Below are 24,555 nucleotides of genomic sequence, written 5' to 3'. Positions count from 1 at the left end.
CCGTCAAGGGCTCAGCTTCCGGGCACGGTGTCCTCGAAGGCGGTTCCGGCACTTCGGTAGGCGGCGACCTTGGCGCTCACCTGGGCGGGGCTGAGGACCTGGTCCTTGATGTGCAGCACGTAGTCGACCTGTTCGTCGTAGGCGCGGGGCGTCGTGCTGGTCTGCCCGGCCAGGTCGATGAGCCACTGGTTGAAGTTGATCGACATGGGGCGCTCCGGCAGATACGCGGCGTCGTGCGTGCCGAAGAGCTGGCCGTCGATGTAGTACTTGATGCTGCTGCCGTCGATCGTCAGGACCAGGTCGTGCCAGCCGCTGTAGCTCTGGCGGCCCTCGGTGTGCTGGTTGACGGCCTGCCACGGGTCCGGGTTGTAGGTCTCCCAGGACGTCGTGTACAGGATGTTCGAGGGCTCGCCCCAGCCGCCGTTGGGCAGATACTCGAAGTCGTACTCGGAGTAGTCGTCGGCCATCGGCGCCGTGAGGTCGTTGATGGTGAAGAACGTCTGGACGAGGTGGTCGCCGTCCGGCCCCGCCTTGGGCGCGTCGGCGAACTTGACGCGTGCCGCGTACGTCCCGTTCTTGAACTTCATGGCCTTGGTGAGGACTTCGGTCTGCTCCGTCGAGGCGCCGGTCCCCGCGGTGGATGTCTCCAGGTTCATCACAGAGTTGCCGCCGGAGTTCACGAAGGTGACGTTCTCCGGGGCCCAGGTCGCGCCGGGCACGCCGGGACCACCGGAGTTGGAGCGGACGTTCCAGCCGTGCTCGGAGATCTTGGGATCCGCGTGGCCGGTGTAGTTGAAGTCGTCGAAGAGCGCGGCGCCCTCTGCGGGCGGGTCGGTCGGATCGGGGTCCGGGTCGGGGTCGTTGCCCGCGGGAGCGGTCCCCCAGACGAGCGTGTTCGCGCGCGTCGCCGTCACCTTGTCCCAGTTCGCGTACGAGGTCTGCGCGGCGCCGAAGGAGTAGTCGTCGCTCTGGTTCAGGGTCTGCCAGTCGGAGCGGTAGAAGCGCAGCTGCATGTCGCCGGTGTCGGCGCCGGCCGCGAGGCTGCCCGCGCCGGAGGTGAAGCCGATCTCCAGGTAGCGGTCGGCCGTCGCGGTCGGCTGCGCGAGGGTTCCGAAGGTGCCGGTGATGTTCGAGCAGCCCTTCACCGCCCAGGAGCACGCGAAGCGATAGGCGGTGCCCGCCGAGTCCGCCTTGAAGTAGTAGCGGACCTTGACCTCGCTCAACTGCACTGATCCGCTTCCGGTGTTGGTGACTTTCAGCCAGGGCTCGCTCTGGTCGGCGCTCGCACCGGTCGCGCTGGTGCGGTACTGCACGCTGAGGCCGTCGGCGGCCGCGGTGGCGGGCAGGGCGGTGAGTCCGGCGAGGGCGAGCCCGCCGGCTGCCGCGACGCCGATGGCCGTACGCATTCTGGTGCCTTGTCGGTTCATTGATGAGTCTCCTCTCGGAGGGCCGGGAGCCGTGGCTCCCGTCGTGGGGGATGAAGTGGTACGCCGAGGGCGTGCAGGCGTACCCGGTGATGCCGCAGGCGGTGCGCGAAGTCCGGCCAGGGCCGGGGCGCCGACCAGGCGTTCTCGGCGAGAGCGCACAGCCGGGGGAACGCCCGGTACTCGATGTGCTCGGGCGTGGGGAGATACTCGGTCCACAACTGGGCCTGGGTTCCCAGGACTTGGGCGGATGCTGCGGGCTCCCAGTCGACAGGGGCGGGCCGGAAGGCGTGGACGGCCGCGAGGTCGATCGTCGGGCCCGGCTGGGCCGGCGGTTCGCCCCGCCCTGCGGACTCCCGGTAGTCGAAGTAGGTGGCCCGGTGGGGCGCCATCACCACCTCGTGGCCGCGTCGGGCCGCGGCGAGACCGTCGGCCGCGTCCCGCCAGGGCAGCACGGTGAAGGAGCGCGGCAGGGTCACCCCGTCCTCGTACCAGCCGAGGGGCTTGCGTCCACGGCGCACGAGGAACTCCCCGACACGGCCCATGAACCAGCCGTGCAGCCGCTCGGGCCCGGCGAGCCCCTCCTCCCGCGCCCGGCTCCGGGCATCCGGATGCGGCGCCCATTCGGTGGTGGGACACTCGTCGCCGCCGACATGGATGTACGGCGAGGGGAAGGTGTCCATGACCTCGTCGAGGACGGTGCGGCAGAAGTCCAGGGCCTGGTCGTGGACGCCCAGCACATGCTCGGACACACCCCACTCGGTCCACACGTCGAGCCGGCGGTCCGGGTCGTTGCCGAGCTCGGGGTAGGCGGCGAGGGCGGCCCGGACATGGCCGGGCATGTCGATCTCGGGTATCACGGTGACGCCCCGCGCGGACGCGTGGGCGACGAGACCGCGCAGCTCGGAGCGCGTGTAGCTGCCGCCGTGCGGGATGCCGTCCCCGCGGGTCTCCGTGCGCCGGGCGCCGATCTCGGTGAGCTTGGGGTAGGCGGCGACGGGCATGCGCCAGCCCTGGTCGTCGGTGAGGTGCAGATGCAGGGTGTTGAGCTTGTGCAGCGCCAGCAAGTCGATGAATCGCCTGATGTACGCGGCGGGTTGGAAGTGCCGGGCCACGTCGAGCATCGCCCCGCGCCAGCGGTATCGCGGTGTGTCGGTGATCCGCACGCAGGGGATGGTCCAGGCGACATCGCGTACCGGGCGGCCGGCGAGGGCGTCGGGCGGCAGCAGTTGGCGCAGGGTCTGGACTCCGCGCAGCAGGCCGGTGAGGTCGGCCGCGGACAGGAGTACGGCGTCGGGGGTGACGGTCAGCCCGTATCCCTCCCGGCCGAGGGCGGTGAGCGTCGCGTCGAGGGCGAAGGCGACCCGTCCGTCGGCGGTCGCGGGCAGGGGCAGCCCGGTGGCGGGGGCGAGGAGTTCGCGCAACAGTGCCGCGGCCGCCTCGGTGCCGGGTGTCATCTTGAGGCTCGTGCGCTCGTCGAAGGTGAACTGCCCTGAGCGCACATCGAGTTGGCTGGGCACGGGAAGCAGCGATACGTCGACTGCGGGCATGGCGGAGGTGCCTTTCGCGACCGGATCGACCTTACCAATTGGTCAACTGACCTCTTGCGCGACACGAAGGTGGCATAGACCAATAGGGGCGTCAAGGGTCCTTACAGCAAAGGGATTTGAAGCCGCATCCGGAGGCACGGCTCGTCAACTGGTCAACCTGCCAGCTACCATCGGCCTGACCAGCTGAAGGCGAGCACCGGGGAGCGGCGACCCATGGACGGCGTACTGAAACGGGAGCGGGTCCGCGACTTCCTGCTCGGACTCGTCGAGGACCGCGGGCCCGGAGCGGCCATTCCCTCCGAGCGCACGCTCTGCGCCGAACTCGGCGTCTCGCGGCCCACGTTGCGGGCCGCCGTGGATGAACTTGTTGCCACCGGGCTCCTTGTGCGCGAACACGGGCGGGGCATGTTCGTGGCACCCGCGAAGATCACCCAGGAGATCGTTCCGGACCGGCAGACGGCGAGCGTGCCGCTCGCCACCGGCAGCTGGTCGAGCCGTGTGCTGGAGCTGGCGACCATCCGCGCGGGCGCCAGGATCGGCCGGAAGCTGCGCATGTCACCGGCAGCCGAGCTGGTCTACATCGCGCGGCTGCGGCTGGTCGACGGTTCCCCCATGGCGATCGAGCATCTGCACATCCCGGCCGCGCTGGTGCCCTCGCTCACCCCGGCCGAACTGGAGGCCGGGGACCTCTACGCCCATCTGCGGGAACACCACCAGGTTCATGTCCACGAGGCGACCCAGTCGATCGAGCCGACTGTGGTCAGCGAGGCCGAGGCCAAGGTGCTGGGTGTCCCGGTCCTCTCCCCCGCGCTGCTGATCGAACGCCTGACCACGGACACCTCCGACCGCCCGGTGGAGTACGTCCACTCCCTCTACCGGGGCGACCGCTACCGCATCGTCTCGCGGCTGTCGCTGGGCGCGCACCACGGCCGTACCGCCCGGGACGCGCCCGAGGACTTCACCCAGGGCATCCCCGACATCTCGCGGACCGCCGCACTGTGGGGCACCGTGGAATGACGCGTGGCACACCCGCCACGGCGGAGAGGAGCACCCGCATGTCCGAGAACACGTACCGGGTCACCGAGATCGTCGGCACCTCCCACGAGGGCGTCGACCAGGCGATTCGCAACGGCATCACCCGCGCCTCGCAGACTCTGCGCAACCTGGACTGGTTCGAGGTCACGCAGGTCAGGGGACAGATTGAGAACGGGCAGATCGAGCACTACCAGGTCGGCCTGAAGGTCGGTTTCCGGCTGGATGAGGGCGACTGACCAGCCCCTGGAGCACATCGCCCGGGGGTGCACCACCCGTACGGCCCCTCCAGGGTCTTCGCGCACCCCTCAGGTCCGGCCCTCCCGCTCCTGCGCGTCCTTGAGCGCCTCCGACGTGGCCGCCCAGCGCGCCCGCACGACCCTGAAGCCCGCCCGCTCCGCGTCCTCACAGACGAGTTCGTCGTCGTCCACGAGGACGCGGATGTCTCGGTCGCGGGCCAGTCGGCGGAGGATCTCCAGCTTGGTGCGCCGGGCGGGCCTGCGGTCGTCGTTGCGCCGCATCCAGATGCGCCCGTCGGGCAGCCCCTGTGCGGCCAGCCAGTCGACGGTGTCCCGGCGGCACCGCTCGGGGCGGCCGGTGAGGTAGACCACCTCGCACTCCTGCGCGCTCTCCCGCACCAGCGCGATGCCCTCGACCAGCGGCGGATCCTGCGGCGCGGCCGCGAAGAACGCCTCCCAGTCCCGCGGTTTCCGCTCCAGGAACCGCTGTCGGTGCGCGGTGTCCGCGAGTGTGCCGTCCAGGTCGAACACGGCGAGTGGTCTGCTGCTCTTCTCCTTCACGCGGACCACCCTAAACAGGGGCGAGGACACCCCGTGCGCCGCGGCAGCCGATCCCCCGCGTGAACACCTCCAACTTCCGCCTCGTCAGGCTCTGTTCACACCACCCAGCAAGCCCTTACCGTAATGCCTCGCACAGTATGTCGTACAGCATTCGGTATTTCGAACGAAAGCAGAGTGGTGGGGGACGCCACCGCCCCGGCTTTCGGCATGCGGAGGTCTTCGTGAGCCCCCCTCTCGACAGGCGTCGCTTCCTCGCCATCACAGAGATGCCGGAAGTCGCCGCCTGCTGTGCGACCGATCCAAGGAGAGCCGCACATGATCGCACCAGGCACACCGTCACACCCCGCGCGACCATCCCGTCGGAGCCTGCTCCGCGCGATGGTCGCCCTGCCCGCCGCCGCCCTCGTCCTCGGTGAGCTGCCCGGGCTGCTCGGCACCGCCGCGGCCGCGGCACCGGCCAAGGGCGCCGCCACCCGCTACACCATCGTGCCGTTCCTCAACAGCAACGACGGCACCGTCAACGTCTACGAGTCGGACGACGCCACGGACTTCCGGCTGCTGAAAGCCTCCGCGTACACGCCGCCCAGCAACCGGATCCGCGACGCCAGCGTGTTCAAACACACGGACGGCTACTACTACATCACCTACACCACGCACACCTGGCAGGACGTCAGCACCACCATCGGCTTCGCACGCAGCTCCGACCGGGTCAACTGGACCTTCCTGTACGACTACACGGTCCCGATCGCCAACCTGTCCCGCGCCTGGGCACCCGAGTGGTTCGTGGACAGCGACGGCAGCGTGAACATCATCGTGTCCTGCTCGGTCACCAGCGACGAGTGGATCTTCACGCCGTATCGGCTGAAGGCCACCAACTCCGCGCTCAGCGCGTGGAGTTCGCCGGTGGCACTGTCCGGTATCGGTGCCAACCACATCGACACGTTCATCGTGAAGACCGGGTCGACGTACCACGCGTTCACGAAGAACGAGACGACGAAGTACATCGAGTACGCGACCGCCTCCAGCCTCACCGGTTCGTACACCATCCAACGGACCGGCGACTGGGCGGGCTGGGGCGGCACCCGTGAGGGCCCGGCCCTGATCCAGCTCGACAACGGCGGCTGGCGGATCTTCTTCGACGGCTACGGCGACGGCAGTTACTACTACAGCGACAGCTACGACACCTTCGCCACCTGGAGCGCCCCGAAGAAGCTGCCGGGCATCTCCGGCACCGCACGCCACTTCACCGTGATCAAGGAGACGGTCTCCGGAGGGGTGAGCCTGTCGACCGGCGTCACCCGCTCCTTCCAGTCGGGCAACTACACCACCCGGTACTGGCAGGAGCAGTCCGCGCTGCTCAACCTGCCCGTGGTGAGCGGCTCCAGCAGCAGCGCGGAGAAGCAGGCCTCCACCTTCACCGTCGTGGCGGGACTCGCCGACGCCAACGGCTATTCGTTCCGGGACGCGGCCGGCAACTATCTGCGGCACTACGACTTCCGTGCTCGCTTCGACGCCAACGACGGGACGTCGACGTTCGCCAAGGACGCCACGTACATCGCCCGGACCGGCACGGCCGGCGGTTCGGTCCGCCTGGAGTCGTACAACTACCCGGGCTACTACCTGCGCCACTACAACTACCAGCTCCGCGTGGACGTCGCGGACGGCACCGACCTCTTCCGCCAGGACGGCTCCTTCGTCCCCGTCACGGCCTGGGCATGACCGCCACCCGCCAGAGACAAGGAGATCCGATGAGCGACCGATCCGGCCCGCTGCAGCCGTCCCGCCGGGGCGTGTTGGGGGCGATGGCCGCCCTCACCGCCGGTCTGACGCTCGGTGCCCCGTCCGCCCGTGCCGCGACGACCACCGCGTACGTGATGGGCTACTTCACGGAGTCGCCGAACGGCAACGGCTCCGACTACGGCCTCCATCTGGCCGTCAGCACCGACTCACTCCAGTGGACTCCGCTGAACCAGAACAACCCCGTCGTGACCCCGACCGGAGGCACCGGCGGACTGCGCGACCCGTTCATCCTGCGCAAGCAGGACGGCACGTTCGTGGTGCTCGCCACCGACCTCAAGGGCACCGACTGGAGCCTGCAGAGCCAGTACATCCATGTCTGGGACTCCACCGACCTACGCACCTTCACCAACTACCACCGGTTGAAGCTGCACGACATGGCCACGCACAGCTGGGCGCCCGAGGCGTTCTGGGACGCGGGCCGCGGCCAGTACGGGATCATCTACTCGGCCGTCAACTCCAGCGGCCACAACGTGATCCTGATCAACTACACCACTGACTTCGTGACGGCGTCGGCGGCACAGGTCTTCTTCGACCCCGGCTACGACGTGATCGACGGCGACCTGGCCGTGGGCGTCGGCGGCGTGAACTACCTGTACTTCAAGAAGGACCAGACGCTGGTGGGCGCCAGGTCCGCCTCCCTGGACCCGGGCAGCTTCACCGTGTTCAGCACGCCGGTCTCGCACGGCGGCACCGAGGCCCCGATCCTCGTGAAGTCCCAGACGTCGAGCACCTGGTACCTGTGGGGAGACACCTACACGCCCAACGGCGTCTTCTACGCCTGGCAGAGCAGCAACCTCGCCGCCGGCACCTGGACCGCGGTCGACCAACGCCTCTACACGCAGCCGGTGAACTCCAAGCACGCCACCATCCAGGCGATCACGACGACCGAGTACAACAACCTCCTCGCGAAGTGGGGCGCTCCGGCCTGGAACCGGCTCAAGTCCTACAACTATCCGGCGCGTTACGTCCGCCACTCCAACTACGTCGGCAGGATCGACGAGTACCCGTTCGACCCGTACACCGACTCCCAGTGGAAACTCGTGCCGGGTCTCGCCGACAGCGCGGGCGTGTCCTTCCAGTCGGTCAACTACCCGACCCGCTATCTGCGGCATTACGACTACCAGCTGCAACTGGACGTCAGCGACGGCACATCGACGTTCGCGCAGGACGCCACGTTCTACCGGACGGCGGGTCTGGCCGACACCTCATGGTCATCCTTCCGCTCCTACAACAACCCGGACCGTTACATCAGGCACGCCAACTACGTCCTGCGCATCGATCCCGTCTCCACCAGCACCGACAAGGCCGACGCCACCTTCTCGATCGGCTACTGACCTCCCTTCGCCCTCAGGAGACACCCCCCATGTCACCTCTCCGCAGAATTCTCGCCTGTCTGGCAGCGGCAACGGCCGCTCTCGGCGGGCTCACGGTGACCGCTCCCGCCGCGGCCGCCGCCGACTCGGGCTCGTTCAGCGTGCTCAGCTACAACGTCGCCGGACTGCCGGAGTCGCTGTCCAGCGCCTCCACGCCGCGGGACACCAGCACCACCGAGATAGGCCGGCGCATCGCCCCGTACGACATCGTCCACGTCCAGGAGGACTTCAACTACCACGCGTACCTGTACTCCACGGACACTCACCCCTACCGCACCGCGACCAGCGGCGGCGCGGGCATAGGCAGCGGACTCAACACCGTCGCCAACTACGCCTGGGACGGTGACGACTTCGAGCGCGTGGGCTGGAACGACTGCCAGTTGGACTCGGGCGACTGTCTGACCCCCAAGGGTTTCACCTTCATGCGCGAGCGCCTGGCCGAGGGCGTGTACGTGGACTTCTACAACCTCCACACCAACGCCGGCACCAACGACGGCGACCTGGACGCGCGCGCGGCCAACCTCGCCCAACTGACCTCGTTCATCGGCACCCACTCGGCCGGCAACGCCGTGGTGGTGATGGGTGACACCAACACCCGCTACACCCGCTCCGGCGACACCATCGCCGAGTTCGCCGCCGCCAACGGCCTCACCGACGCCTGGGTCAAGCTCGTCCGCGGCGGCACCCCGCCCGCCAAGGGCAGCGACGCGCTGGTGTGCGACCAGACCGGCGCCACCGTGCCCAACACCTGCGAGGTCGTCGACAAGGTCCTCTACCGCGGCAGCAAGCTGGTGACGCTGAACGCGACCACCTACAACAACGAGCACGCCAAGTTCCTGAACTCCGACGGGCTCATGCTCTCCGACCACGACCCGATCACGGTCGGCTTCACCTGGTCACGCAACTCCGCCTTCCAGCTCAGCGACCAGTTCGGCGGCCCGCACGGGGACTTCTTCAACGACATCGACAGTGTGCCGGCCGGCGCCCGGGCCACCGCCGTCTCGCTGCGCAGCGGTTCGCGCGTCGACCAGATGGGACTGACGCTGAGCACCGGCACGACGCTGGCGCACGGGGGCACGGGCGGCACCGCCTCGTCCCTCACCCTCGGCAGCGGCGAGTACGTCACCTCGGCGCAGCTGTGCCAGAGCGTGAGGGACAGCCACACGCGGATCTTCTACGCGAAGTTCAGCACCAACCTGGGCCGCGCTCTGGCGGGCGGCACGACGACGTCGGACTGTGTGACCCGCACCGCGCCGTCCGGCCGGCAGATCGCCGGCTTCCACGGTCGCGCGGGCGACGAGGTCGACAAGATCGGCTTCATCTACACCCAGCGCTGACCCGACCGTCCTGGACACCGGTGCCCCGCCGTGTTCTCGGACGCGGCGGGGCACGGACTTGCCCAACTCGCCTACGCCGAGGGCCACTCGGTGGCGTTCAGCGCGAGCGCCGCGTCGGTGGCGCCGGTGTCGTTCCAGCCGTCGCACAGCGTGTTGCCGGACTGGCCGGTACCGTCGTCGACCGGCGAACTCTCGCCCCCGAAGGCGACCTTGCCACTGCCGAGGGCGATGGTCGCGAATCACCCTCCGGTGTTGCCGGAGTAACCGCTGTGGTGGAGCAGGCCCTTGACGGACGAGTTGTCGGCGGGCTCGAGGGTGGCCGTCGTACCGCTGGCGGTGAGGCTTTTCGTCACGGCGCCGAACAACCCGTGCAGGACCGCGTTGCTGCTGTCGGAGATCGCCGCCGGACAGCCGGAGCCGATGTCCAGCGGGTTGATGGAGAAGCCGGACGGGTCGGTGCCGTCGAGCGCAGTTGACGATTCATCAGGATGACTCTGTCAGCCAGGGCCTGACCTGCTTGCGCGCCTCGTGCAGCCGGGACTTGAGCGTGCCGAGCGGGATGCCGACCCGCTCGGCCACCTCCGCGTACTCCAGCTGGCAGATGTCCCGGTAGACCAACGGCGCCACCAAATGCGGATGTTCCCGCTCCAGGCGCTCCAGTGCCTCCAGGAGGTCGACCCGGGATCCGGCGATGACGCTCGTGGTGCGCGGATCGACATGCTGCGACGCGTCGATGACGACCGGCTGCTCGGCCGCGTGCCGCTTCAGCTCGCGGTACTTCTGGCGGGCGCAGTTGGCGACCACCGTGTACAGCCAGGTGCTGAAGCGGCTGCGTCCCTCGAACGTGCTGATCTTCCGGGCCACCTGGAGGAGGACGTCCTGGGCCGCCTCCTCCGCGTCCTCACGGCAGGGCAGGAAGCGTCCGCAGCGCCGTACGACCTCGGGCTGGACCTTCTGGAGCAGTGCGTTCAGCGCCACCCCGTCACCGGCGGCCGCACGCAGAGCGAGCTCCTCGGTCTCCGCCGCGTCCTGCACTGGATGCTCCCCTCGCTGTCGATCAGAGGCGAGGCATGATAGTCGCAGGCTCTTCCTACCGGCTCGTGCAGGGCCCAGGTACTCCCAGGCTCAGTACGCGACGAGCCCGAGCTCCCGGAATTGCCTGCGCACGCGCTCCGTCAACGTCGGATCGGGAACCGGGTTGTCCCGCAGCGGGAAGGGGATCTCCAGGGCTTCGTACTTCGCAGCGCCGAGCTTGTGGAACGGCAGGACATCCACCCGATCGACATTGCCGAGTCCGGCGACGAACCGGGCGAGCCCGGCGACGGCCTCCGGGTCGTCGTTCCAGCCGGGGACGAGGACACAGCGGATCCACACGGGGATGCCAAGGCGGTCCAGGCGAGTGGCGAAGCCGAGCGTGGGCGCCAATTCTCCGCCGGTCAGCTTCCGGTACGTAGGGATGTCGAAGGACTTGATGTCCAGGAGCACCAGGTCTGTATCGGCGAGGAGTTGATCCGTGGCGCGGGCGCCGAGGAAGCCGGAGGTGTCGAGGGCCGTGTGCACTCCCGCCTCCCTGCAGCAGCGCAGGAGCTCTGCGGTGAAGGCCGGCTGGAGCAACGGCTCCCCTCCCGTGATCGTCACACCTCCCCCGGCCGTGGTGACGAAGGCCCGGTACTTGTCGATCTCCGCCATCACCTCGTCGACCGTGACCTCGCGGCCGTCCCGCATGTGCCAGGTGTCAGGGTTGGCACAGTAGAGGCAGCGCAACGGGCAGCCGTTGACGAAGAGGACGAACCGGGTCCCGGGCCCGTCCACGCCGGTGGACAGGTCCCACGAGTGGATCCGGCCGCTCGTCACGGGCTTCACAGCGTTCCGTGGAAGGTGCGGCTGATCACGTCGACCTGCTGCTCGCGGGTCAGCCGGACGAAGTTGACGGCGTATCCGGAGACCCTGATGGTCAACTCCGGGTACTTCTCCGGGTGTTCCATCGCGTCCTCCAGTGTAGCCCTGTCGAGGACGTTGACGTTCATGTGGAAGCCGCCGGACGCCATGTACGCGTCGAGGATGCCGACCAGATGGCCGACGCGCTCGCCGGGCGCGTGTCCCAGTCCCTCCGGGGTGACCGTCGTCGTCAGCGAGATGCCGTCGCGGGCCCGCTCGTAAGGGAGCTTGGCGACGGAGAGAGCGGAGGCGGCCACTCCATGACGGTCGCGGCCGTTCATGGGGTTGGCGCCAGGTGCGAAGGGCTGTCCGGCACGCCGACCGTCGGGGGTGTTGCCTGTGTGCTTGCCGTAGACGATGTTCGAGGTGATCGTGAGGACCGACTGGGTGTGCTCGGCGTCCCGATAGGCAGGGTGCTTGCGCACTTTGGCCATGAAGGACTCGACCAACCCGACGGCGATGGCGTCCGCACGATCGTCGTTGTTGCCGTACGCCGGGAACTCACCCTCAACCACGTAGTCCACGGCCAGGCCGGTGTCGTCCCGGATCACCTTCACCCGCGCGTGCTTGACGGCGGACAGGCTGTCGGCGGCGACCGACAGACCCGCGATGCCGCAGGCCATGAAGCGGTGCACGGGATGGTCGTGCAGGGCCATCTCGAGGCGCTCGTAGGCGTACTTGTCGTGCATGTAGTGGATGACGTTGAGCGTATTGACGTAGGTCCCCGCGAGCCAGTCCAGCATGCGGTCGTACGCCGTCGACAGCTCCTCGTACTCCAGGTACTCACCGGTCAGCGTGTGCGCCTCGGGGGCGATCTGCTCGCCGCTCATCTCGTCCCGGCCGCCGTTGATCGTGTACAGCAGCGCCTTGGCGAGATTGACCCGGGCTCCGAAGAACTGCATCTGCTTGCCGACCGCCATCGCCGACACGCAACATGCGATCGCCGTGTCGTCACCGGTGCACGGGCGCATCAGCTCGTCGGACTCGTACTGGACGGCGCTGGTGTCGATCGAGACCTTGGCGCAGAACTCCTTGAACCCCGCCGGCAGCCGGGGCGACCACAGCACCGTCAGGTTGGGCTCGGGCGCCGGGCCGAGGTTGTAGAGGGTCTGCAGGAAGCGGAAGGAGGTTCGGGTGACCAGGGGACGGCCGTCCGCGCCGAGGCCACCGATGGACTCCGTCACCCAGGTCGGGTCGCCGGAGAACAGTGCGTCGTACTCGGGAGTACGCAGGAAGCGCACGATCCGGAGCTTGATCACGAAGTCGTCGATCAGCTCCTGGGCGCGGCTCTCGTCGATCGAGCCCTCCTCCAGGTCCCGGTGGAGGTAGACGTCCAGGAAGGTGGAGGTGCGGCCCAGAGACATCGCGGCGCCGTTCTGTTCCTTCACGGCGGCGAGGTAGCCGAGGTAGAGCCACTGCACGGCTTCGTGGGCGGTGGTGGCAGGGCGGGAGACGTCGCAGCCGTAGGTGGCAGCCATCCGCGTGAGCTCGCCCAACGCCCTTATCTGCTCGGCGAGTTCCTCCCGGTCGCGGATGACGTGCTCCGTCGACGGCGCAGCGTCCAGCAACGCGCGCTCGGCGCGCTTGGCCTCGGTCAACCGGTCCGTGCCGTACAACGCCACCCGCCGGTAGTCGCCGATGATCCGGCCGCGGCCGTACGCGTCGGGCAGCCCCGTGATGATTCCTGCCTTGCGGGCGGCGCGCATCTCGGGGGTGTACGCGTCGAAGACGCCGTCGTTGTGGGTTTTGCGGTACGTGCCGAAGACGCGGGTCACGAAGGCGTCGGGCTCGTAGCCGTACGCCTTCAGACTGTTTTCGACCATCCGCAGACCACCGTTCGGCATGATGGCGCGCTTCAGCGGGGCGTCGGTCTGCAGGCCGACGATCAGCTCCCGCTCGCGGTCGATGTATCCGGGCGCGTGCGAGGTGATCGTCGAAGGGGTATTGGTGTCGACGTCGAGGATGCCCCTGCGCCGCTCTTCCGGGAACAGGGCGCTGACCTTCTCCCAGACCTCCCGGGTACGGTCCGTCGGGCCGGCCAGGAAGGCCGCGTCACCGTCGTACGGCGTGTAATTGGCCTGGATGAAGTCGCGTACATCGACACTCTCGCGCCACTGCGTCCCGGCGAAACCGCGCCATTCCTCGGACGCGCGCGTTCCGACCGTCACTGTCGCTGTCATCGCCGGTTCTCTCCCTCAGCTCCGCACGGGAACGTCTTCTTTTCGATACTTGTGTGACGCGATGGCCACCGGGAGGGCCGTGCAGTGCCCATGCCCCCGCCGTCCGGCCTCCGGCGGGGGCCGTTCGGCCCCCTGGACCCAGGCGCTCACACGGCAGGGAGGTCCGGCCTGACGAGCGTGCCCGACCTGCCGTGGACGATCTCGTACGCCGCGTCCAGGGCGCCGATCGCGGCCAGTCCCCCGGTACGTTCGACGAACCGGGCGGCGGCCTCGGCCTTGGGGCCCATCGAACCGTCCGGGAAGCCGCCCTGGCGCAACTCGGTGGGCGTGGCGCCGAGGACGGGCCGCTGGTGGGGGGTGCCGTAGCCGTCGTAGACACACGGCACGTCGGTGAGGATGAGCAGGAAGTCGGCCTTCAGGTCCTCGGCGAGCAGGGCCGCCACCAGGTCCTTGTCTATGACCGCCTCTGTTCCCGTCAGCGCCCCGGTGTCGTGGTCGGCGACGACGGGGACGCCACCACCGCCTGCGCAGATGACGAGCGTGCCGCTGTTGAGCAGTTCGTGGACGGTCTCGGTCTCGACGATCCGCTCGGGCGCCGGAGAGGGGACGACGCGGCGCCAGCCGCTGCTGTCCGCGGCAAGGTGCCAGCCATGCCTCCGGGCCAGCGACGCAGCCAGTTCGTAGGGGTACACCTGGCCCACGAACTTTGCGGGACGGTCGAAAGCCGGGTCGTCGGCGCGAACAAGGGTGTGGGTCACCAGCGTGGCGATCCGGTGTCCGGGCAGGGCGTTGTAAAGGGTGCGGGCCAGCAGGGAGCCGATCATGCCTTGGGTCTGGGCGCCGAGCAGGTCCAGCGGATACGGGGCACGGAGGGCAGAATCGGCGGCGCTCTCGATGGCGAGCAGGCCGATCTGGGGGCCGTTGCCGTGGGTGATGACGATCTCGTGCTCGTGGGCCAGGGCGGCGATCGCGGTGGTCACCCGGTCGATGTTCGCCTGCTGGACGGCCGCGTCGGGGTGTTCGCCGCGGTGCAGGAGGGCGTTGCCGCCGAGGGCGATGACCATGCGCATGGTTCAGTCCTCCAAGGGACGGCGAGTACGGCCTTGATGGTGCACAGCCGGTTCTCCGCGTGGTCGAAGACGAGGGAGGCGGGCCAGGTGCTCCTTGCGCGAGTTGCCGAGGATGGAGCGTTCCGCGAACGATTCTTCCGCGCGGGCCCGCTCGTGGTGAGTGGCCGCCTTTCCCGCCGCCGGGGCCATGGGTCCCGGCGTGTCGTCCCGATCGGTCCCCGGCCGGGACAGGGACAGGGACAGGGACAGGGACAGGGACAGCCTTCAGGAGGAGAGGTCGACCCCGTAGATCGTGCGTCCGGCAAAGAGTTGACGGCCGGTGACCAACTCGGACTCGATGCGGATGAAGACTTCCTCGGGGGCAGGCACCCATGAGAGCGGACTGCTCAGGGACAACCGGGCGTGCTCGGCCGGATCGGTCACCACCGTGGCGCAGCCGGTGACCACGACACTCCAGCCGGACTGCGTCGCCGCATCCACCTGGTCCGCTTCAAAGGCGACCACCGCGCCATCGACGGCACCGGCCAGCTCCGAGTCCGCCGAGGTGCGCAGCAGTACCGCGGAATCGCTGTCCAGGCAGAAGTTGACCGGCAGGACCGCGGGCAGGGCGTGGCGCGTGTGGACGATGCGGCCGATCGGTGCGCCCTGCAGCAGACGGAGGCACTCTTGCCGGTCGAGGTCACGGAAGCCGTCGTTGGGGTTCATCACGGAGATCACTTTCACGCGGTACAGCGGGTACGCGTTTCATCCTGTGGGGCTGCGGGGGACGGAAGCGAGGGCCCATCGGTCCATGCCGACCGGAGCGTGGCCGCTCGCCGGCCCCCGCGACTGACCCGGGTCAGCGCACCTCGATCCGGCGCCCGGTGGTGCTGACGGGCTCGATACGCACCCACACGTCACGCTCACCGCCTGCCCATGGACCGCTGTACGCAAGCGCCTTCAGTCGTTCCACGGCGTCGGGCTCCGTCACAGCTAGGGCGCGGCCGCGTATGAGCACGCTCCAGCCCTGGCTGAGCGCCTCGTCTATGTGGTCGACCTCGAAGGCGATGTGTGCCCCGACGGCTGTCGCGGGCACGGCGTCGGGTGCCGCCCTGAAGGTGACCGCACCGTCGATGACGCTGTAGTTGAGCGGGACGATGATCGGCCCGTCCGGCGTGTCTATCGCGAGCCTTCCGACGCCGTGCCTCGAGAGCCGTGTCCGGCACTCCTCGGCGCTGAGTTCGATCAGCTCGGGATGGCGGGCGGCCCGGCCGATACCGGGTGGCAGGTCCGCGTCACCACCGCGCAGGGCCGCCACGCTGGTCTCCAGCGCGTCGGCGAGCCGGATGAGGGCGGCGATCCCGGGCATCGCGGTGGACTGTTCCTCCAGGTACTGGACGTAGCCAGGAGCCGTGCCCGCCCGCGAGGCCGCCTCCTCCCGGGTCAGCCCAAGTTCCTCGCGTCGCCCGGCGATGCGACGCCCGATGTCGCCCTTCGCGCTGTCCGCCGTGGTGGACGCCGCGCGCGGCGCTGTCTGTTCGGACATGATCCTTCACTTCTTCCTGTCAGGGCATCCTGAGCGTCAGGGCGTCGTGCTGCGGCCCACCGAGGACGACCTTGAGCGCGCCGGTGTCGGCGGCCCTCGAGAAGACGTCGTACGCCTCCTCCATGGCGTCGAGCGGGAAGGTGTGGGTGACCATGGACGACGCGGGCAGGTGGCCGGCGGCCATCATGCGCAGCAGGGTCGGAGTGGAGTACGTGTCGACCAGGCCGGTGGTGATCGTCACGTTCTTGATCCACAGGTCTTCGAGGTGCAGTGTCGCGGGCTTGCCGTGCACGCCGACGTTGGCCACGTGCCCGCCCGGCCGCACCATGCGCGTACACGTCTCGAAGCTCTCCGGCACCCCGACCGCTTCGATGACCACGTCGGCTCCGAGGCCCTGCGTGAGGTCGGCAACCAGCTGCTCTGCCTCCTCGCCGGCCACTGCCACGGCGTCGGCGCCAAGATGTTTGGCGGCGTCCAGCCGAGCCGGGGCGAGATCCACGACGATGATCTTCTCGGGGGTGTAGAGCCGTGCCGTGGCGATCGCGGCCAGGCCGATGGGCCCCGCACCGACCACGACGACGGTGTCTCCGGGCCGCACCCGCCCGTTCAGCACACCCACCTCGTAGGCGGTGGGGAAGATGTCGGCGAGCAGCACGGCGTCCTTGCTCTCCAACGCGCCGGGCAGCAGATGCGTGGACAGGTCGGCGTGCGGCACGCGCACGTACTCGGCCTGTGTGCCGTCGATCAGGTGGCCGAGGATCCAGCCCCCGCCGTCGCGGCACTGCCCGTACGTGCCTTCGCGGCAGAAGCGGCAACGGCCGCACGCCGTGATGCACGAGACCAGGACACGATCGCCGGGGCGCACCGTGCGGACGTCGCTGCCCACCTCGACGATCTCCCCGACGGATTCGTGCCCGAGCACGGTGCCTGCGCGTACCTCCGGGACATCGCCCTTGAGGATGTGCAGGTCGGTTCCGCAGATGGTGACCGCGTCGACCCGGACGATCGCGTCGGTGGCGTCCTGGATGGCGGGGTCGGCGACGTCCTCCCATGCGGCCTTTCCGGAGCCGTGGAATACGAGTGCCTTCATGACGATCCCTTCCTGGGCCTGACGGATACCGGTCGTGAGGGACGGCAACGGGGCCATCGGCCCCCTGGCGGCGCCCCTCGGCTTCCGCCGGAATCATCGGTTCCGGCTAAGCTTGGATGCTGCTGGACGGCCTCGTCGCGCGCGGAGTCACCTCGTATGTCCAGCCTGACCGTGGCAGATGTTGTCCACATGGGCCGGTTGGTCCCCATAGCCGGACCGAGCGGGCCCTTTCGAACCGACCGACGCCTGCGCGTGAGCGCGTCAAACCGACCGCTCCTCATCAACCCGGGCCGACCGGCCCAACGCCCCACGCGAGCGGGCTCCGGACGGCCCCGTGATGCCGTCCGGTCGGCCCCTGCCGCCGCTCACTCCCGGATGTCACGTTGCTGTCCTCGATGACGAGGAGGTGCACTGCAATGCGCGGGACCAAGCGTGTGAGGCAGCTGCTGTGGCGGTGGCGGAGCAATCCGCTGCGACGGCACGACGACGTCATGGAGGCGTGGATCCTGCTGGCCGTCTGGACGGTCATCTTGTTGGGAGGCACCGTGGTCGGCGTGGTGGCGGCCCATGCCGCCGACGAGTCCTTCCGGCAGCTGCGCCACGGGCGGCACTCGGTCCAAGCCGTCCTCGTCGAGGGCACGACACGAACTGTGCCGACGGCGGAAGGCACAGCCTATGACCGTGTCCGGGCGAAGGTCCGCTGGGAAGCGTCGGACGGCTCCACCCATACCGGCCGGGCCCTGGTGGACTCCGGGCACCGGGCCGGATCGCATGTCGTGGTCTGGCTGAACGGCGCGGGGCAGCCCACCACGGAGCCGCCGACCGCCTCGAAGGCGGCTTGGGAGGCGGGCACGCTCGGCGCCGGGGCCGCGGTCGCCTTCGCCGGCCTTACGTTCGCCGCCGGCCGCGTCGCGCAATGGCGGCTCGATCAGCGCCGCTACGACCAATGGGGCCGCGAGTGGTACCAGCTCGGAGCTCAGGGGGGACACAAGACCACATGACCCGTAGCGGTTGGCCCCGCCCACAGGCCGACCGTCCCCGTGAAGCCGACCTCGCAGGGCGGCCTCGCCCTGGTCGCCCCTCTGCCGCACGAGCACGCACCGCACATGGCCGGTCACCTGGGTCGACCGGCCTCCCAGGACGGGTCCACAGGGCCCTCGCGACGTCACTCGCGGCACGCTCAGACTGGTCTTGAGCCCGACCCGGCGATTTGCCCGCCGGGGTGAAGGAGCTGATCACCATGACGACTCTGGTGGGATTCCCGGACCGTCCGGTCCGGGTGAACGCACGTCTCGACGCACCGTTGTCCCGGTGGCTGTGGCTGGTGAAGTGGATCCTGGCCATCCCGCACTACGTGGTGCTGTTCTTCCTCTGGGTTGCCTTCTCCGTGGTGAGCGTGATCGCGTTCTTCGCCATCCTGTTCACCGAGCGCTATCCGCGCCCACTCTTCGATTTCAACCTGGGTGTGCTGCGGTGGAGTTGGCGAGTCGCCTACTACTCGTACGGCGCCCTCGGCACCGACAGGTATCCGCCGTTCAGCCTGGGCGAGGAACCGGACTACCCCGCGCGGCTGGACATCGCCTATCCGGAGCGGCTCTCCCGCGGTCTGGTGCTGGTGAAGTGGTGGCTCCTGGCCATCCCGCACTACATCGTCATCGGCTTCTTCCTCGGCGGCGTCCGCCACGGCTGGTGGGACAGCGGACTCATCACCGTGCTGACGGTCATCGCCGCCGTGATCCTGGCGTTCACCGAGAAGTATCCGAAGGATCTGTACGACCTCATACTCGGCCTCAACCGGTGGGTGCTGCGAGTCGCCGCGTACGCGGCCCTGATGACGGACAGATACCCGCCGTTCCGCCTCGACATGGGCGGCTCGGAGCCGACTGTCCCGCAGGACCAGCCGTGATCAGCGCGGTGGTGAAAGGCTTCCATCGCCGCACGGGCCCCGGGGAGGTGGTCAACCCCCGGGGCCCGTGCGAGCGCTGCGGATCGTCTGGATGGTCAGTCGTGCGGAATCACCGCGACCGGGGCAGCCGAGTGGTGCAGTACGGCTTGTGTCACGGGTCCAATGTGAGAACCGCCGGGCGTACGACGATTGCGACGGCCTACGACGACCAGTGAGGCATCCCGGGAAGCGTCGACCAGGTGGGATCCCGCGCTGCCGATGACGGCCTGCTCCTTCACCTCGATGCGGGGGAACTTCTCTCGCCACGGCCGCAGTACCTCGGTCAGTCGGTGCTGTACCTGCGCGCCCAGCTCCGCATTGAGCTGAGGGACGAGGACACCGCCGTATCCGTAACACCGGGTGCCAGTGGGACCGGGTGCCCAGCACACGCAGCCGGGCCACGCCGACGGTGACATGACGGGTGGCCATATCTGTCCCTCCCTTGATCGGTGCTGTCTAGGTGGCGGCCGACGCGCCGTCGGCGCGGTTCGCGAGGGTGGCGCGGCCTGCTTCGAGACGAGCGGCCGGGACGCGGAACGGCGAGCAGGAGACGTAGTCGAGGCCGGTGTCGTGGAAGAAGTGGATGGAGTCGGGGTCACCGCCGTGTTCGCCGCAGACGCCGATCTTCAGGCCAGGGTTCGTGGCGCGGCCCTCCTCGACGGCGATACGGACCAGGCGACCCACCCCGTCACGGTCGAGGGTTTCGAAGGGCGAGGTGGCGAAGATGCCCTGGGCGAGATACGCCGGGAAGAAGGACGCCTCGACGTCGTCGCGGGACAGGCCCCACGCCGTCTGTGTCAGGTCGTTGGTCCCGAAGGAGAAGAAGTCGGCGGCCTCGGCGATACGGCCGGCGGTCAGCGCGGCACGCGGCAGTTCGATCATCGTGCCGATGGGACAGTCGATCGTGCGCCCCAAGACGTCCGACACCTCGGCGAGTACGCGCTCCGCGGCCGTCCGCACGATCCGCAGCTCCTCGACCGTGCCGACCAACGGCACCATGATCTCGGCCTTGGGGTTTCCCCCTGCCTCCAGCCGCTCCACGACGGCCTCGGCGATCGCCCGTACTTGCATCTCGACCAGACCGGGCACGACGAGTCCCAGACGCACGCCGCGCAGCCCGAGCATGGGGTTGCTCTCGTGCATCCGCTCGACAGCCGCCAGCAGGCGCTCGTCGCGCGTGGTCGGGTGGGTGGCGACGCGTACGGCGAGTTCGGTGCGGTCGGGCAGGAACTCGTGCAGCGGCGGGTCGATGAGCCGGATCGTCACCGGCAGGCCGTCCATCGCGGCCAGGATTCCGGCGAAGTCGGCCCGCTGGAGCGGCAACAGCGCGTCCAGGGCGGCACGCCGTCCGGTCTCGTCCGCGGCGAGGATCATCGCCTCGACCAGGTTCCGCCGCTCGCCGAGGAACATGTGCTCGGTGCGGCACAGTCCGATGCCCTCGGCCCCGTAGCGGCGGGCGCGAGCCGCGTCCTCGGGGGTGTCGGCGTTGGCGCGTACGCCCAAGCGCCGTACGGAGTCGGCGTGTTCGAGGGTACGGGCCACGGCTCCGGTCAGTGCCCCGTCGCGTTCTCCGGTGTCCAGGAAGCGGCCCACCGGCGAGTCGGTGAGCGGCAGGGACCCGAGGTGGACCGTGCCCGCCGTGCCGTCCACGGAGATCACCGTGCCTTCGGCGAGCACGGTCCGGTCGGGTGCGGTGAGCGTCCGTGCCTCGATGTCCACCGTCAGTTCCTCGGCCCCGCACACACAGACCTTGCCCATCCCGCGCGCCACGACGGCCGCGTGGCTGGTCTTGCCGCCGCGGCTGGTGAGCACGGCCTCGGCCGCGACCATCCCGGGCAGATCATCGGGGGTGGTCTCGCGGCGTACGAGGATCACCTTCTCCCCCGTCGCGGCGCGGCGCACCGCCTCCGCCGGGTCGAAGACGATCGCTCCGACAGCAGCGCCGGGAGAGGCCGCGACGCCGTGCGCCAGCGGCTTCGTTTCGGCATGTCCCTCGAAGCGGGGGAACATCAGTCGGGCGAGCTGTGCCCCGCCGACGCGGACGAGCGCCTCGTCCTCGCCGATCATATTCTCGTCGACGAGCGCCTCGGCAATACGGAAGGCGGCCTCGGCGGTGCGCTTGCCGACCCTGGTCTGGAGCATCCAGAGCGTGCCCCGCTCGATGGTGAACTCGACGTCGCACAGATCGCGGTAGTGGTGCTCCAACGTACCCATGTGGTCCATGAGTTGCCGGTACGAGGACGGGTCGAGCCGTTCCAGTTCGGCCAGCGGCACGGCGTTGCGGATGCCGGCGACCACGTCCTCGCCCTGGGCATCCGGCAAGTAGTCGCCGTAGACGCCGCGGGCGCCGGTGGCCGGGTCGCGGGTGAAGGCGACGCCGGTGCCGGAATCCGGGCCGAGGTTGCCGAAAACCATGACCTGGATGTTGACGGCGGTGCCAAGGTCATCGGGAATGTGTTCGCGGCGGCGGTAGAGCCGGGCCCGCTCGCTGTTCCAGGAGCGGAAGACCGCCTGGATCGCGCGGTACAGCTGCTCGCCCGGGTCCTGCGGGAACTCCTCGCCCGTCGCGCCCCGGATCACCTTCTTGAAGTCCTCGACGAGCAGGGCGGGATCGTCGTTGCTCCCGCGCCGGTCGAAGAGCTCGGGAGCGATGCCGAGGACGGTACGGCCGTACATCTGGAGGAGCCGGCGGTAGGAGTCCCAGGCGAACCGTTCGCGGCCGGTGGCCTTGGCGAGCCCGAGGACGGATTCGTCGCCGAGGCCGATGTCGAGGATGGTCTCCATCATCCCGGGCATCGAGAACTTGCTGCCCGAACGCACCGACAGCAGCAGCGGGTTCTCCCGTCCGCCCAGCTCACGGCCGGTCCGGCGCTCCAACTCGGCCAGCATGTGGGCGGCTTGGGCGCCCAGCTCCCCGGGTTCCTCGCCGGTGGCCAGGTACTCCCGGCAGGCGTGGGTGGTGACGGTGAAGCCGGGCGGTACGGGCAGTCCCAGCCGGGTCATCTCCGCGAGGTTGGCTCCCTTGCCGCCGAGGAGGTCCGCCATGTCACGGCTGCCCTCGGCGAAGTCGTACACGTACTGGGTCATTTCTCCCACCCTCCGGGGTGTTCAGACGTGCGGGACGACGGCAACGGGGCAGGGTGCGTGGTGCAGCACGGCGTGTGCGACCGGGCCGACATGGGTGCCGAGACGGGCTTCCCTCACCCGGCGTCCCACCACGACGAGAGCCGCACCGGTCGAGGCGCGCACCAGCTCACTGGCCGCACGCCCTTCGGTCACGGTCTCGGCGACGGCTACCTCGGGGAACTTCTCGCACCAAGGGCGCAGCGCCGCGACCACGGCGTGCTCGTGCTCGGCGAGCAGCTCCGGGCCGTTCACCGGGGCGAGCCTGTCCACCGCCGTGAAGGCCGACGGGGCACTGAAGGCGTGCATCACCCGCAGCGAGGCTCCACGGCGTCGGGCGGCGTCGAAGGCGAACTCGATCAGTTCGTCACAGGGCTGGTCGATGCCGAGGCCGAGAACGACGTCGCGGTAGGGGGTCTCGGGTATCTCCTCGGGGGAAATCCCGTCCACTGCCGAGAAATGCTCGTCGGCGACGCACTCTCCCGCCCGGACCAGCACCACGGGATGCGGTGCCCTGGCGACGATCCGTTGCGACACCGACCCCGTCAGGAACCCCGCGACGCCGCCGAGTCCGCGGGAGCCGAGAACCAGCAGATCAGCCTGCTCGGCAGCCGACAGAAGGGCCCCGACCGGCGCGTCCGCCACGGACTGGTCGATGACCTGCAGGCCGGGGTGCGCGGCGCGCATGCTGTCCGATGCCCGGGCCAGCATGTCCTCGGCCCAGGACCGCTGCGACATATCCGCGGGCACGTCCGGGGCCGGCCGCGGCTGCCACTCCCATGCGTGCACCAGGCGCAGCGCCGTGCCTCGGCGCATGGCTTCCCGGGCCGCCCAGTGGGCAGCGGCCAGACTTTCGGGAGAACCGTCGATCCCCGCGGCAACGTGTCGAAGCATGATCCGCACCTCCTGAATGCATGCCCGTGGATTGCTCTCCCGTCGAGCCTGGTACCGGGGAGAGCAGGGTTGCAGGGGCCGGGCAGGCCCTTCCGAGGGTCCTTCGGCCCAAGGCTGTCCCAGCGCCCACGGCACGGGCGGCGTCCCTCCCGCAATGGCTCGGGGACCGGCTCGACCTCAGCTCGACCGATGCCATGCGGCCCGGCCTCGGGGCCGGGTGGCCCATGGTGAAGGCGGGGTGCCGGGGCGAGATTGGAATCGGCAGGATCACGTTCCCCGGAAGAGGACAGGATCATGAACGCTTCCCCCACTTCCAGCATGCTGCGGGCGTTGCCCGCCGACCACAGCGAGCGACTGATGGGCATCGCCCGGGTGGTGTCGTTCCCCGAGGGAACTCGGCTGTTCGAGGAGGGACGGCGCGCGGACCGGTTCTGGATCATCCGGACCGGCACGGTGGCTCTCGACATGCATGTGCCCGGCCGCCGCGCGGCCGTCATCGAGACCCTCGGACACAACGAACTCATCGGCTGGTCCTGGCTGTTCGGGCCGCACATCTGGCACCTGGGCGCCGAGGCCATGAGCCCGGTGCGCGCGTACGAGTTCGACGCCGAGGCGGTACGCGCCATGTGTCAGGCCAATCCCGCGCTGGGAATGACAGTGGCCCAGTGGGTAGGTGACATCGTCGCGCGCCGTCTGCGGTCGGCCAGGACCCGGCTGCTGGACCTGTACGCGCCCTACGGCAGCGGAAGCCCTCGTTGACTGCGTCGGAAACCACCAAGGAGTCACCGTGCATGGGAGCCCGCACATCGTGAGCGATGTGATGACCCACACCGTCGCAGCCGTCGGCCGTGGGGCCAACTTCAAGGAGATCGTGCAGCTGATGGAGCAGTGGAAGGTCAGCGCCCTTCCGGTCCTCGAGGGTGAGAACCGCGTGGTCGGCGTCGTCTCCGAGGCCGACCTGCTGCACAAGGAGGAGTACCGCGACGGCGACCCGGACCGCTCTGCGCAACTGCGGCGCCCCTCCGGCCTCGCCAAGGCCGACGCGGTGACCGCCGGGGAGCTGATGACGTCGCCGGCCCTCACCGTCCGGGCGAACGCGACCCTGGCACAGGCCGCCCGGACCATGGCACACGCCAAGGTGAAGCGGCTCCCCGTCGTTGATGAGACCGGCAGGCTCGAAGGCGTCGTCAGTCGCGGCGATCTCCTCAAGGTGTTCCTCAGGGACGACGAGGACATCGCCGAGGAGGTCCGCAGGGAAGTCGTGTCGTACCTGTTCCGCGCGCCGTTGTCCCCTGTCCGTGTGCAGGTGCGGGAGGGCGTCGTCACACTCGCCGGCCAGGTCAGGGACACCTCCTTGGTGCCGGTGGCCGCGCGCCTGGTGCGGGCCGTCGAAGGTGTGGTGGACGTGGACTTCGAGCTGACCGGCCCGGCCCGCCCGCCGCAGCCGTGACGCGGGGCCGAACATACGACTACG

The 24,555-nt window shown here is 69.3% G+C and carries 22 protein-coding genes and 1 pseudogene; 9 read left to right on the top strand and 14 right to left on the bottom strand.

What is annotated here, in order from left to right:
- Window positions 1-11 precede the first annotated feature (11 nt).
- Window positions 12-1,427 carry a cellulose binding domain-containing protein gene (locus ACZ4RZ_RS18430; RefSeq protein ID WP_467745732.1) on the bottom strand — a complete coding sequence of 472 codons (1,416 nt, stop codon included), beginning with the start codon at window positions 1,425-1,427 and terminating at the stop codon, window positions 12-14.
- Window positions 1,424-2,974 carry a beta-N-acetylhexosaminidase gene (locus tag ACZ4RZ_RS18425; RefSeq protein ID WP_467745730.1) on the bottom strand — a complete coding sequence of 517 codons (1,551 nt, stop codon included), beginning with the start codon at window positions 2,972-2,974 and terminating at the stop codon, window positions 1,424-1,426. Before ACZ4RZ_RS18425 ends, ACZ4RZ_RS18430 begins: the two co-directional genes overlap by 4 nt.
- Window positions 2,975-3,187: 213 nt before the next feature.
- Here ACZ4RZ_RS18425 and ACZ4RZ_RS18420 point away from each other — a divergent pair, with 213 nt between their 5' ends.
- Together ACZ4RZ_RS18420 and ACZ4RZ_RS18415 are read left to right on the top strand one after the other, a co-directional pair.
- Window positions 3,188-3,991, top strand: a complete 804-nt coding sequence (locus tag ACZ4RZ_RS18420) for a GntR family transcriptional regulator (protein ID WP_467745728.1) — start codon at window positions 3,188-3,190, stop codon at window positions 3,989-3,991.
- 38 nt (window positions 3,992-4,029) lie between these two features.
- Window positions 4,030-4,245: a dodecin gene (locus ACZ4RZ_RS18415; protein ID WP_399093204.1), complete on the top strand. Its 216-nt coding sequence runs from the start codon at window positions 4,030-4,032 to the stop codon at window positions 4,243-4,245.
- Window positions 4,246-4,314: 69 nt separating this feature from the next.
- Here the strand turns inward: ACZ4RZ_RS18415 and ACZ4RZ_RS18410 are convergent, their stop codons facing one another.
- Entirely contained in the window at window positions 4,315-4,806 is a 492-nt protein-coding gene (locus ACZ4RZ_RS18410) for a phosphatase domain-containing protein (RefSeq protein ID WP_467745727.1), read from the bottom strand.
- 315 nt (window positions 4,807-5,121) lie between these two features.
- On the opposite strand from ACZ4RZ_RS18410, the gene ACZ4RZ_RS18405 reads away from it, so the two are divergent.
- Genes ACZ4RZ_RS18405 through ACZ4RZ_RS18395 form a run of 3 tightly spaced genes read left to right on the top strand, consistent with a single transcriptional unit; the run spans window position 5,122 to window position 9,316 of the window.
- Window positions 5,122-6,525 carry a glycoside hydrolase family 43 protein gene (locus ACZ4RZ_RS18405; RefSeq protein ID WP_467745725.1) on the top strand — a complete coding sequence of 468 codons (1,404 nt, stop codon included), beginning with the start codon at window positions 5,122-5,124 and terminating at the stop codon, window positions 6,523-6,525.
- A gap of 29 nt (window positions 6,526-6,554) precedes the next feature.
- A complete protein-coding gene (locus ACZ4RZ_RS18400) occupies window positions 6,555-7,940 on the top strand; it encodes a glycoside hydrolase family 43 protein (RefSeq protein ID WP_467745723.1) in 1,386 nt (461 codons plus the stop codon).
- Window positions 7,941-7,969: 29 nt separating this feature from the next.
- Entirely contained in the window at window positions 7,970-9,316 is a 1,347-nt protein-coding gene (locus tag ACZ4RZ_RS18395; RefSeq protein WP_467745722.1) for a jacalin-like lectin, read from the top strand.
- A 77-nt stretch (window positions 9,317-9,393) separates the two neighbouring features.
- Here the strand turns inward: ACZ4RZ_RS18395 and ACZ4RZ_RS18390 are convergent.
- From ACZ4RZ_RS18390 to ACZ4RZ_RS18355, 8 genes and pseudogenes are all read right to left on the bottom strand, one after another.
- Window positions 9,394-9,780, bottom strand: a pseudogene (locus tag ACZ4RZ_RS18390) (hydrolase); the annotation flags it as partial.
- 19 nt (window positions 9,781-9,799) lie between these two features.
- Complete coding sequence (locus ACZ4RZ_RS18385; protein ID WP_467745721.1) at window positions 9,800-10,351, bottom strand: RNA polymerase sigma factor; 552 nt, start codon at window positions 10,349-10,351, stop codon at window positions 9,800-9,802.
- A gap of 90 nt (window positions 10,352-10,441) precedes the next feature.
- A complete protein-coding gene (pflA, locus tag ACZ4RZ_RS18380; protein WP_467745719.1) occupies window positions 10,442-11,179 on the bottom strand; it encodes a pyruvate formate-lyase-activating protein in 738 nt (245 codons plus the stop codon).
- A complete protein-coding gene (gene pflB, locus ACZ4RZ_RS18375) occupies window positions 11,176-13,434 on the bottom strand; it encodes a formate C-acetyltransferase (protein WP_467745717.1) in 2,259 nt (752 codons plus the stop codon). The genes pflA and pflB overlap by 4 nt, the downstream gene beginning before the upstream one ends.
- Window positions 13,435-13,580: 146 nt before the next feature.
- Entirely contained in the window at window positions 13,581-14,504 is a 924-nt protein-coding gene (locus ACZ4RZ_RS18370; RefSeq protein WP_467745715.1) for a carbamate kinase, read from the bottom strand.
- A gap of 264 nt (window positions 14,505-14,768) precedes the next feature.
- Window positions 14,769-15,209 (bottom strand): pyridoxamine 5'-phosphate oxidase family protein, encoded by a 441-nt coding sequence (locus tag ACZ4RZ_RS18365; RefSeq protein WP_467745815.1) that lies wholly within the window; start codon window positions 15,207-15,209, stop codon window positions 14,769-14,771.
- 133 nt (window positions 15,210-15,342) lie between these two features.
- Window positions 15,343-16,029, bottom strand: coding sequence for a helix-turn-helix domain-containing protein (locus ACZ4RZ_RS18360; RefSeq protein WP_467745714.1), 687 nt, complete (start codon window positions 16,027-16,029; stop codon window positions 15,343-15,345).
- 19 nt (window positions 16,030-16,048) lie between these two features.
- On the bottom strand, window positions 16,049-17,119 hold the full coding sequence (locus ACZ4RZ_RS18355) for a zinc-dependent alcohol dehydrogenase family protein (protein WP_467745712.1): 1,071 nt from the start codon (window positions 17,117-17,119) through the stop codon (window positions 16,049-16,051).
- 416 nt (window positions 17,120-17,535) lie between these two features.
- Between ACZ4RZ_RS18355 and ACZ4RZ_RS18350 the strand changes: the two genes are divergently transcribed.
- On the top strand, window positions 17,536-18,120 hold the full coding sequence (locus tag ACZ4RZ_RS18350; protein ID WP_467745710.1) for an Rv1733c family protein: 585 nt from the start codon (window positions 17,536-17,538) through the stop codon (window positions 18,118-18,120).
- Between the two features lie 239 nt (window positions 18,121-18,359).
- Window positions 18,360-19,025, top strand: a complete 666-nt coding sequence (locus tag ACZ4RZ_RS18345) for a DUF4389 domain-containing protein (protein ID WP_467745708.1) — start codon at window positions 18,360-18,362, stop codon at window positions 19,023-19,025.
- 95 nt (window positions 19,026-19,120) lie between these two features.
- Here ACZ4RZ_RS18345 and ACZ4RZ_RS18340 read toward each other — a convergent pair whose 3' ends face one another.
- The 3 genes from ACZ4RZ_RS18340 to ACZ4RZ_RS18330 are packed head-to-tail and all read right to left on the bottom strand — an operon-like array spanning window position 19,121 to window position 23,081.
- The gene (locus ACZ4RZ_RS18340) at window positions 19,121-19,480 is read right to left on the bottom strand and encodes a universal stress protein (protein WP_467745707.1); all 360 of its coding nucleotides are present in this window, start codon (window positions 19,478-19,480) and stop codon (window positions 19,121-19,123) included.
- A 40-nt stretch (window positions 19,481-19,520) separates the two neighbouring features.
- On the bottom strand, window positions 19,521-22,151 hold the full coding sequence (gene ppdK / locus ACZ4RZ_RS18335) for a pyruvate, phosphate dikinase (RefSeq protein ID WP_467745706.1): 2,631 nt from the start codon (window positions 22,149-22,151) through the stop codon (window positions 19,521-19,523).
- Window positions 22,152-22,172: 21 nt separating this feature from the next.
- On the bottom strand, window positions 22,173-23,081 hold the full coding sequence (locus ACZ4RZ_RS18330) for a universal stress protein (protein ID WP_467745704.1): 909 nt from the start codon (window positions 23,079-23,081) through the stop codon (window positions 22,173-22,175).
- A 294-nt stretch (window positions 23,082-23,375) separates the two neighbouring features.
- Here ACZ4RZ_RS18330 and ACZ4RZ_RS18325 point away from each other — a divergent pair, with 294 nt between their 5' ends.
- Window positions 23,376-23,840: a Crp/Fnr family transcriptional regulator gene (locus ACZ4RZ_RS18325; protein ID WP_467745702.1), complete on the top strand. Its 465-nt coding sequence runs from the start codon at window positions 23,376-23,378 to the stop codon at window positions 23,838-23,840.
- 28 nt (window positions 23,841-23,868) lie between these two features.
- Window positions 23,869-24,531 (top strand): CBS domain-containing protein, encoded by a 663-nt coding sequence (locus tag ACZ4RZ_RS18320; protein WP_467745700.1) that lies wholly within the window; start codon window positions 23,869-23,871, stop codon window positions 24,529-24,531.
- The last annotated feature ends 24 nt before the right edge of the window (window positions 24,532-24,555 follow it).

Source organism: Streptomyces sp. NPDC027189, assembly GCF_055566975.1.
The sequence above is the reverse complement of the archived record's forward strand: the minus strand, read 5'-3'. Positions and strand labels throughout refer to the sequence as shown.

Bases quoted from the DNA above. Each gene is read 5' to 3' on its own strand.
- ACZ4RZ_RS18350 (WP_467745710.1), top strand. From the start codon at position 17,536: ATGCGCGGGACCAAGCGTGTGAGGCAGCTGCTGTGGCGGTGGCGGAGC.
- ACZ4RZ_RS18355 (WP_467745712.1), bottom strand. From the start codon at position 17,119: ATGAAGGCACTCGTATTCCACGGCTCCGGAAAGGCCGCATGGGAGGAC.
- ACZ4RZ_RS18395 (WP_467745722.1), top strand. From the start codon at position 7,970: ATGTCACCTCTCCGCAGAATTCTCGCCTGTCTGGCAGCGGCAACGGCC.
- ACZ4RZ_RS18345 (WP_467745708.1), top strand. From the start codon at position 18,360: ATGACGACTCTGGTGGGATTCCCGGACCGTCCGGTCCGGGTGAACGCA.
- ACZ4RZ_RS18365 (WP_467745815.1), bottom strand. From the start codon at position 15,209: ATGAACCCCAACGACGGCTTCCGTGACCTCGACCGGCAAGAGTGCCTC.
- ACZ4RZ_RS18330 (WP_467745704.1), bottom strand. From the start codon at position 23,081: ATGCTTCGACACGTTGCCGCGGGGATCGACGGTTCTCCCGAAAGTCTG.
- ACZ4RZ_RS18415 (WP_399093204.1), top strand. From the start codon at position 4,030: ATGTCCGAGAACACGTACCGGGTCACCGAGATCGTCGGCACCTCCCAC.
- ACZ4RZ_RS18425 (WP_467745730.1), bottom strand. From the start codon at position 2,974: ATGCCCGCAGTCGACGTATCGCTGCTTCCCGTGCCCAGCCAACTCGAT.
- ACZ4RZ_RS18360 (WP_467745714.1), bottom strand. From the start codon at position 16,029: ATGTCCGAACAGACAGCGCCGCGCGCGGCGTCCACCACGGCGGACAGC.
- ACZ4RZ_RS18430 (WP_467745732.1), bottom strand. From the start codon at position 1,427: ATGAACCGACAAGGCACCAGAATGCGTACGGCCATCGGCGTCGCGGCA.
- pflB (WP_467745717.1), bottom strand. From the start codon at position 13,434: ATGACAGCGACAGTGACGGTCGGAACGCGCGCGTCCGAGGAATGGCGC.
- ppdK (WP_467745706.1), bottom strand. From the start codon at position 22,151: ATGACCCAGTACGTGTACGACTTCGCCGAGGGCAGCCGTGACATGGCG.
- ACZ4RZ_RS18420 (WP_467745728.1), top strand. From the start codon at position 3,188: ATGGACGGCGTACTGAAACGGGAGCGGGTCCGCGACTTCCTGCTCGGA.
- ACZ4RZ_RS18400 (WP_467745723.1), top strand. From the start codon at position 6,555: ATGAGCGACCGATCCGGCCCGCTGCAGCCGTCCCGCCGGGGCGTGTTG.
- ACZ4RZ_RS18325 (WP_467745702.1), top strand. From the start codon at position 23,376: ATGAACGCTTCCCCCACTTCCAGCATGCTGCGGGCGTTGCCCGCCGAC.
- ACZ4RZ_RS18340 (WP_467745707.1), bottom strand. From the start codon at position 19,480: ATGTCACCGTCGGCGTGGCCCGGCTGCGTGTGCTGGGCACCCGGTCCC.
- ACZ4RZ_RS18405 (WP_467745725.1), top strand. From the start codon at position 5,122: ATGATCGCACCAGGCACACCGTCACACCCCGCGCGACCATCCCGTCGG.
- ACZ4RZ_RS18370 (WP_467745715.1), bottom strand. From the start codon at position 14,504: ATGCGCATGGTCATCGCCCTCGGCGGCAACGCCCTCCTGCACCGCGGC.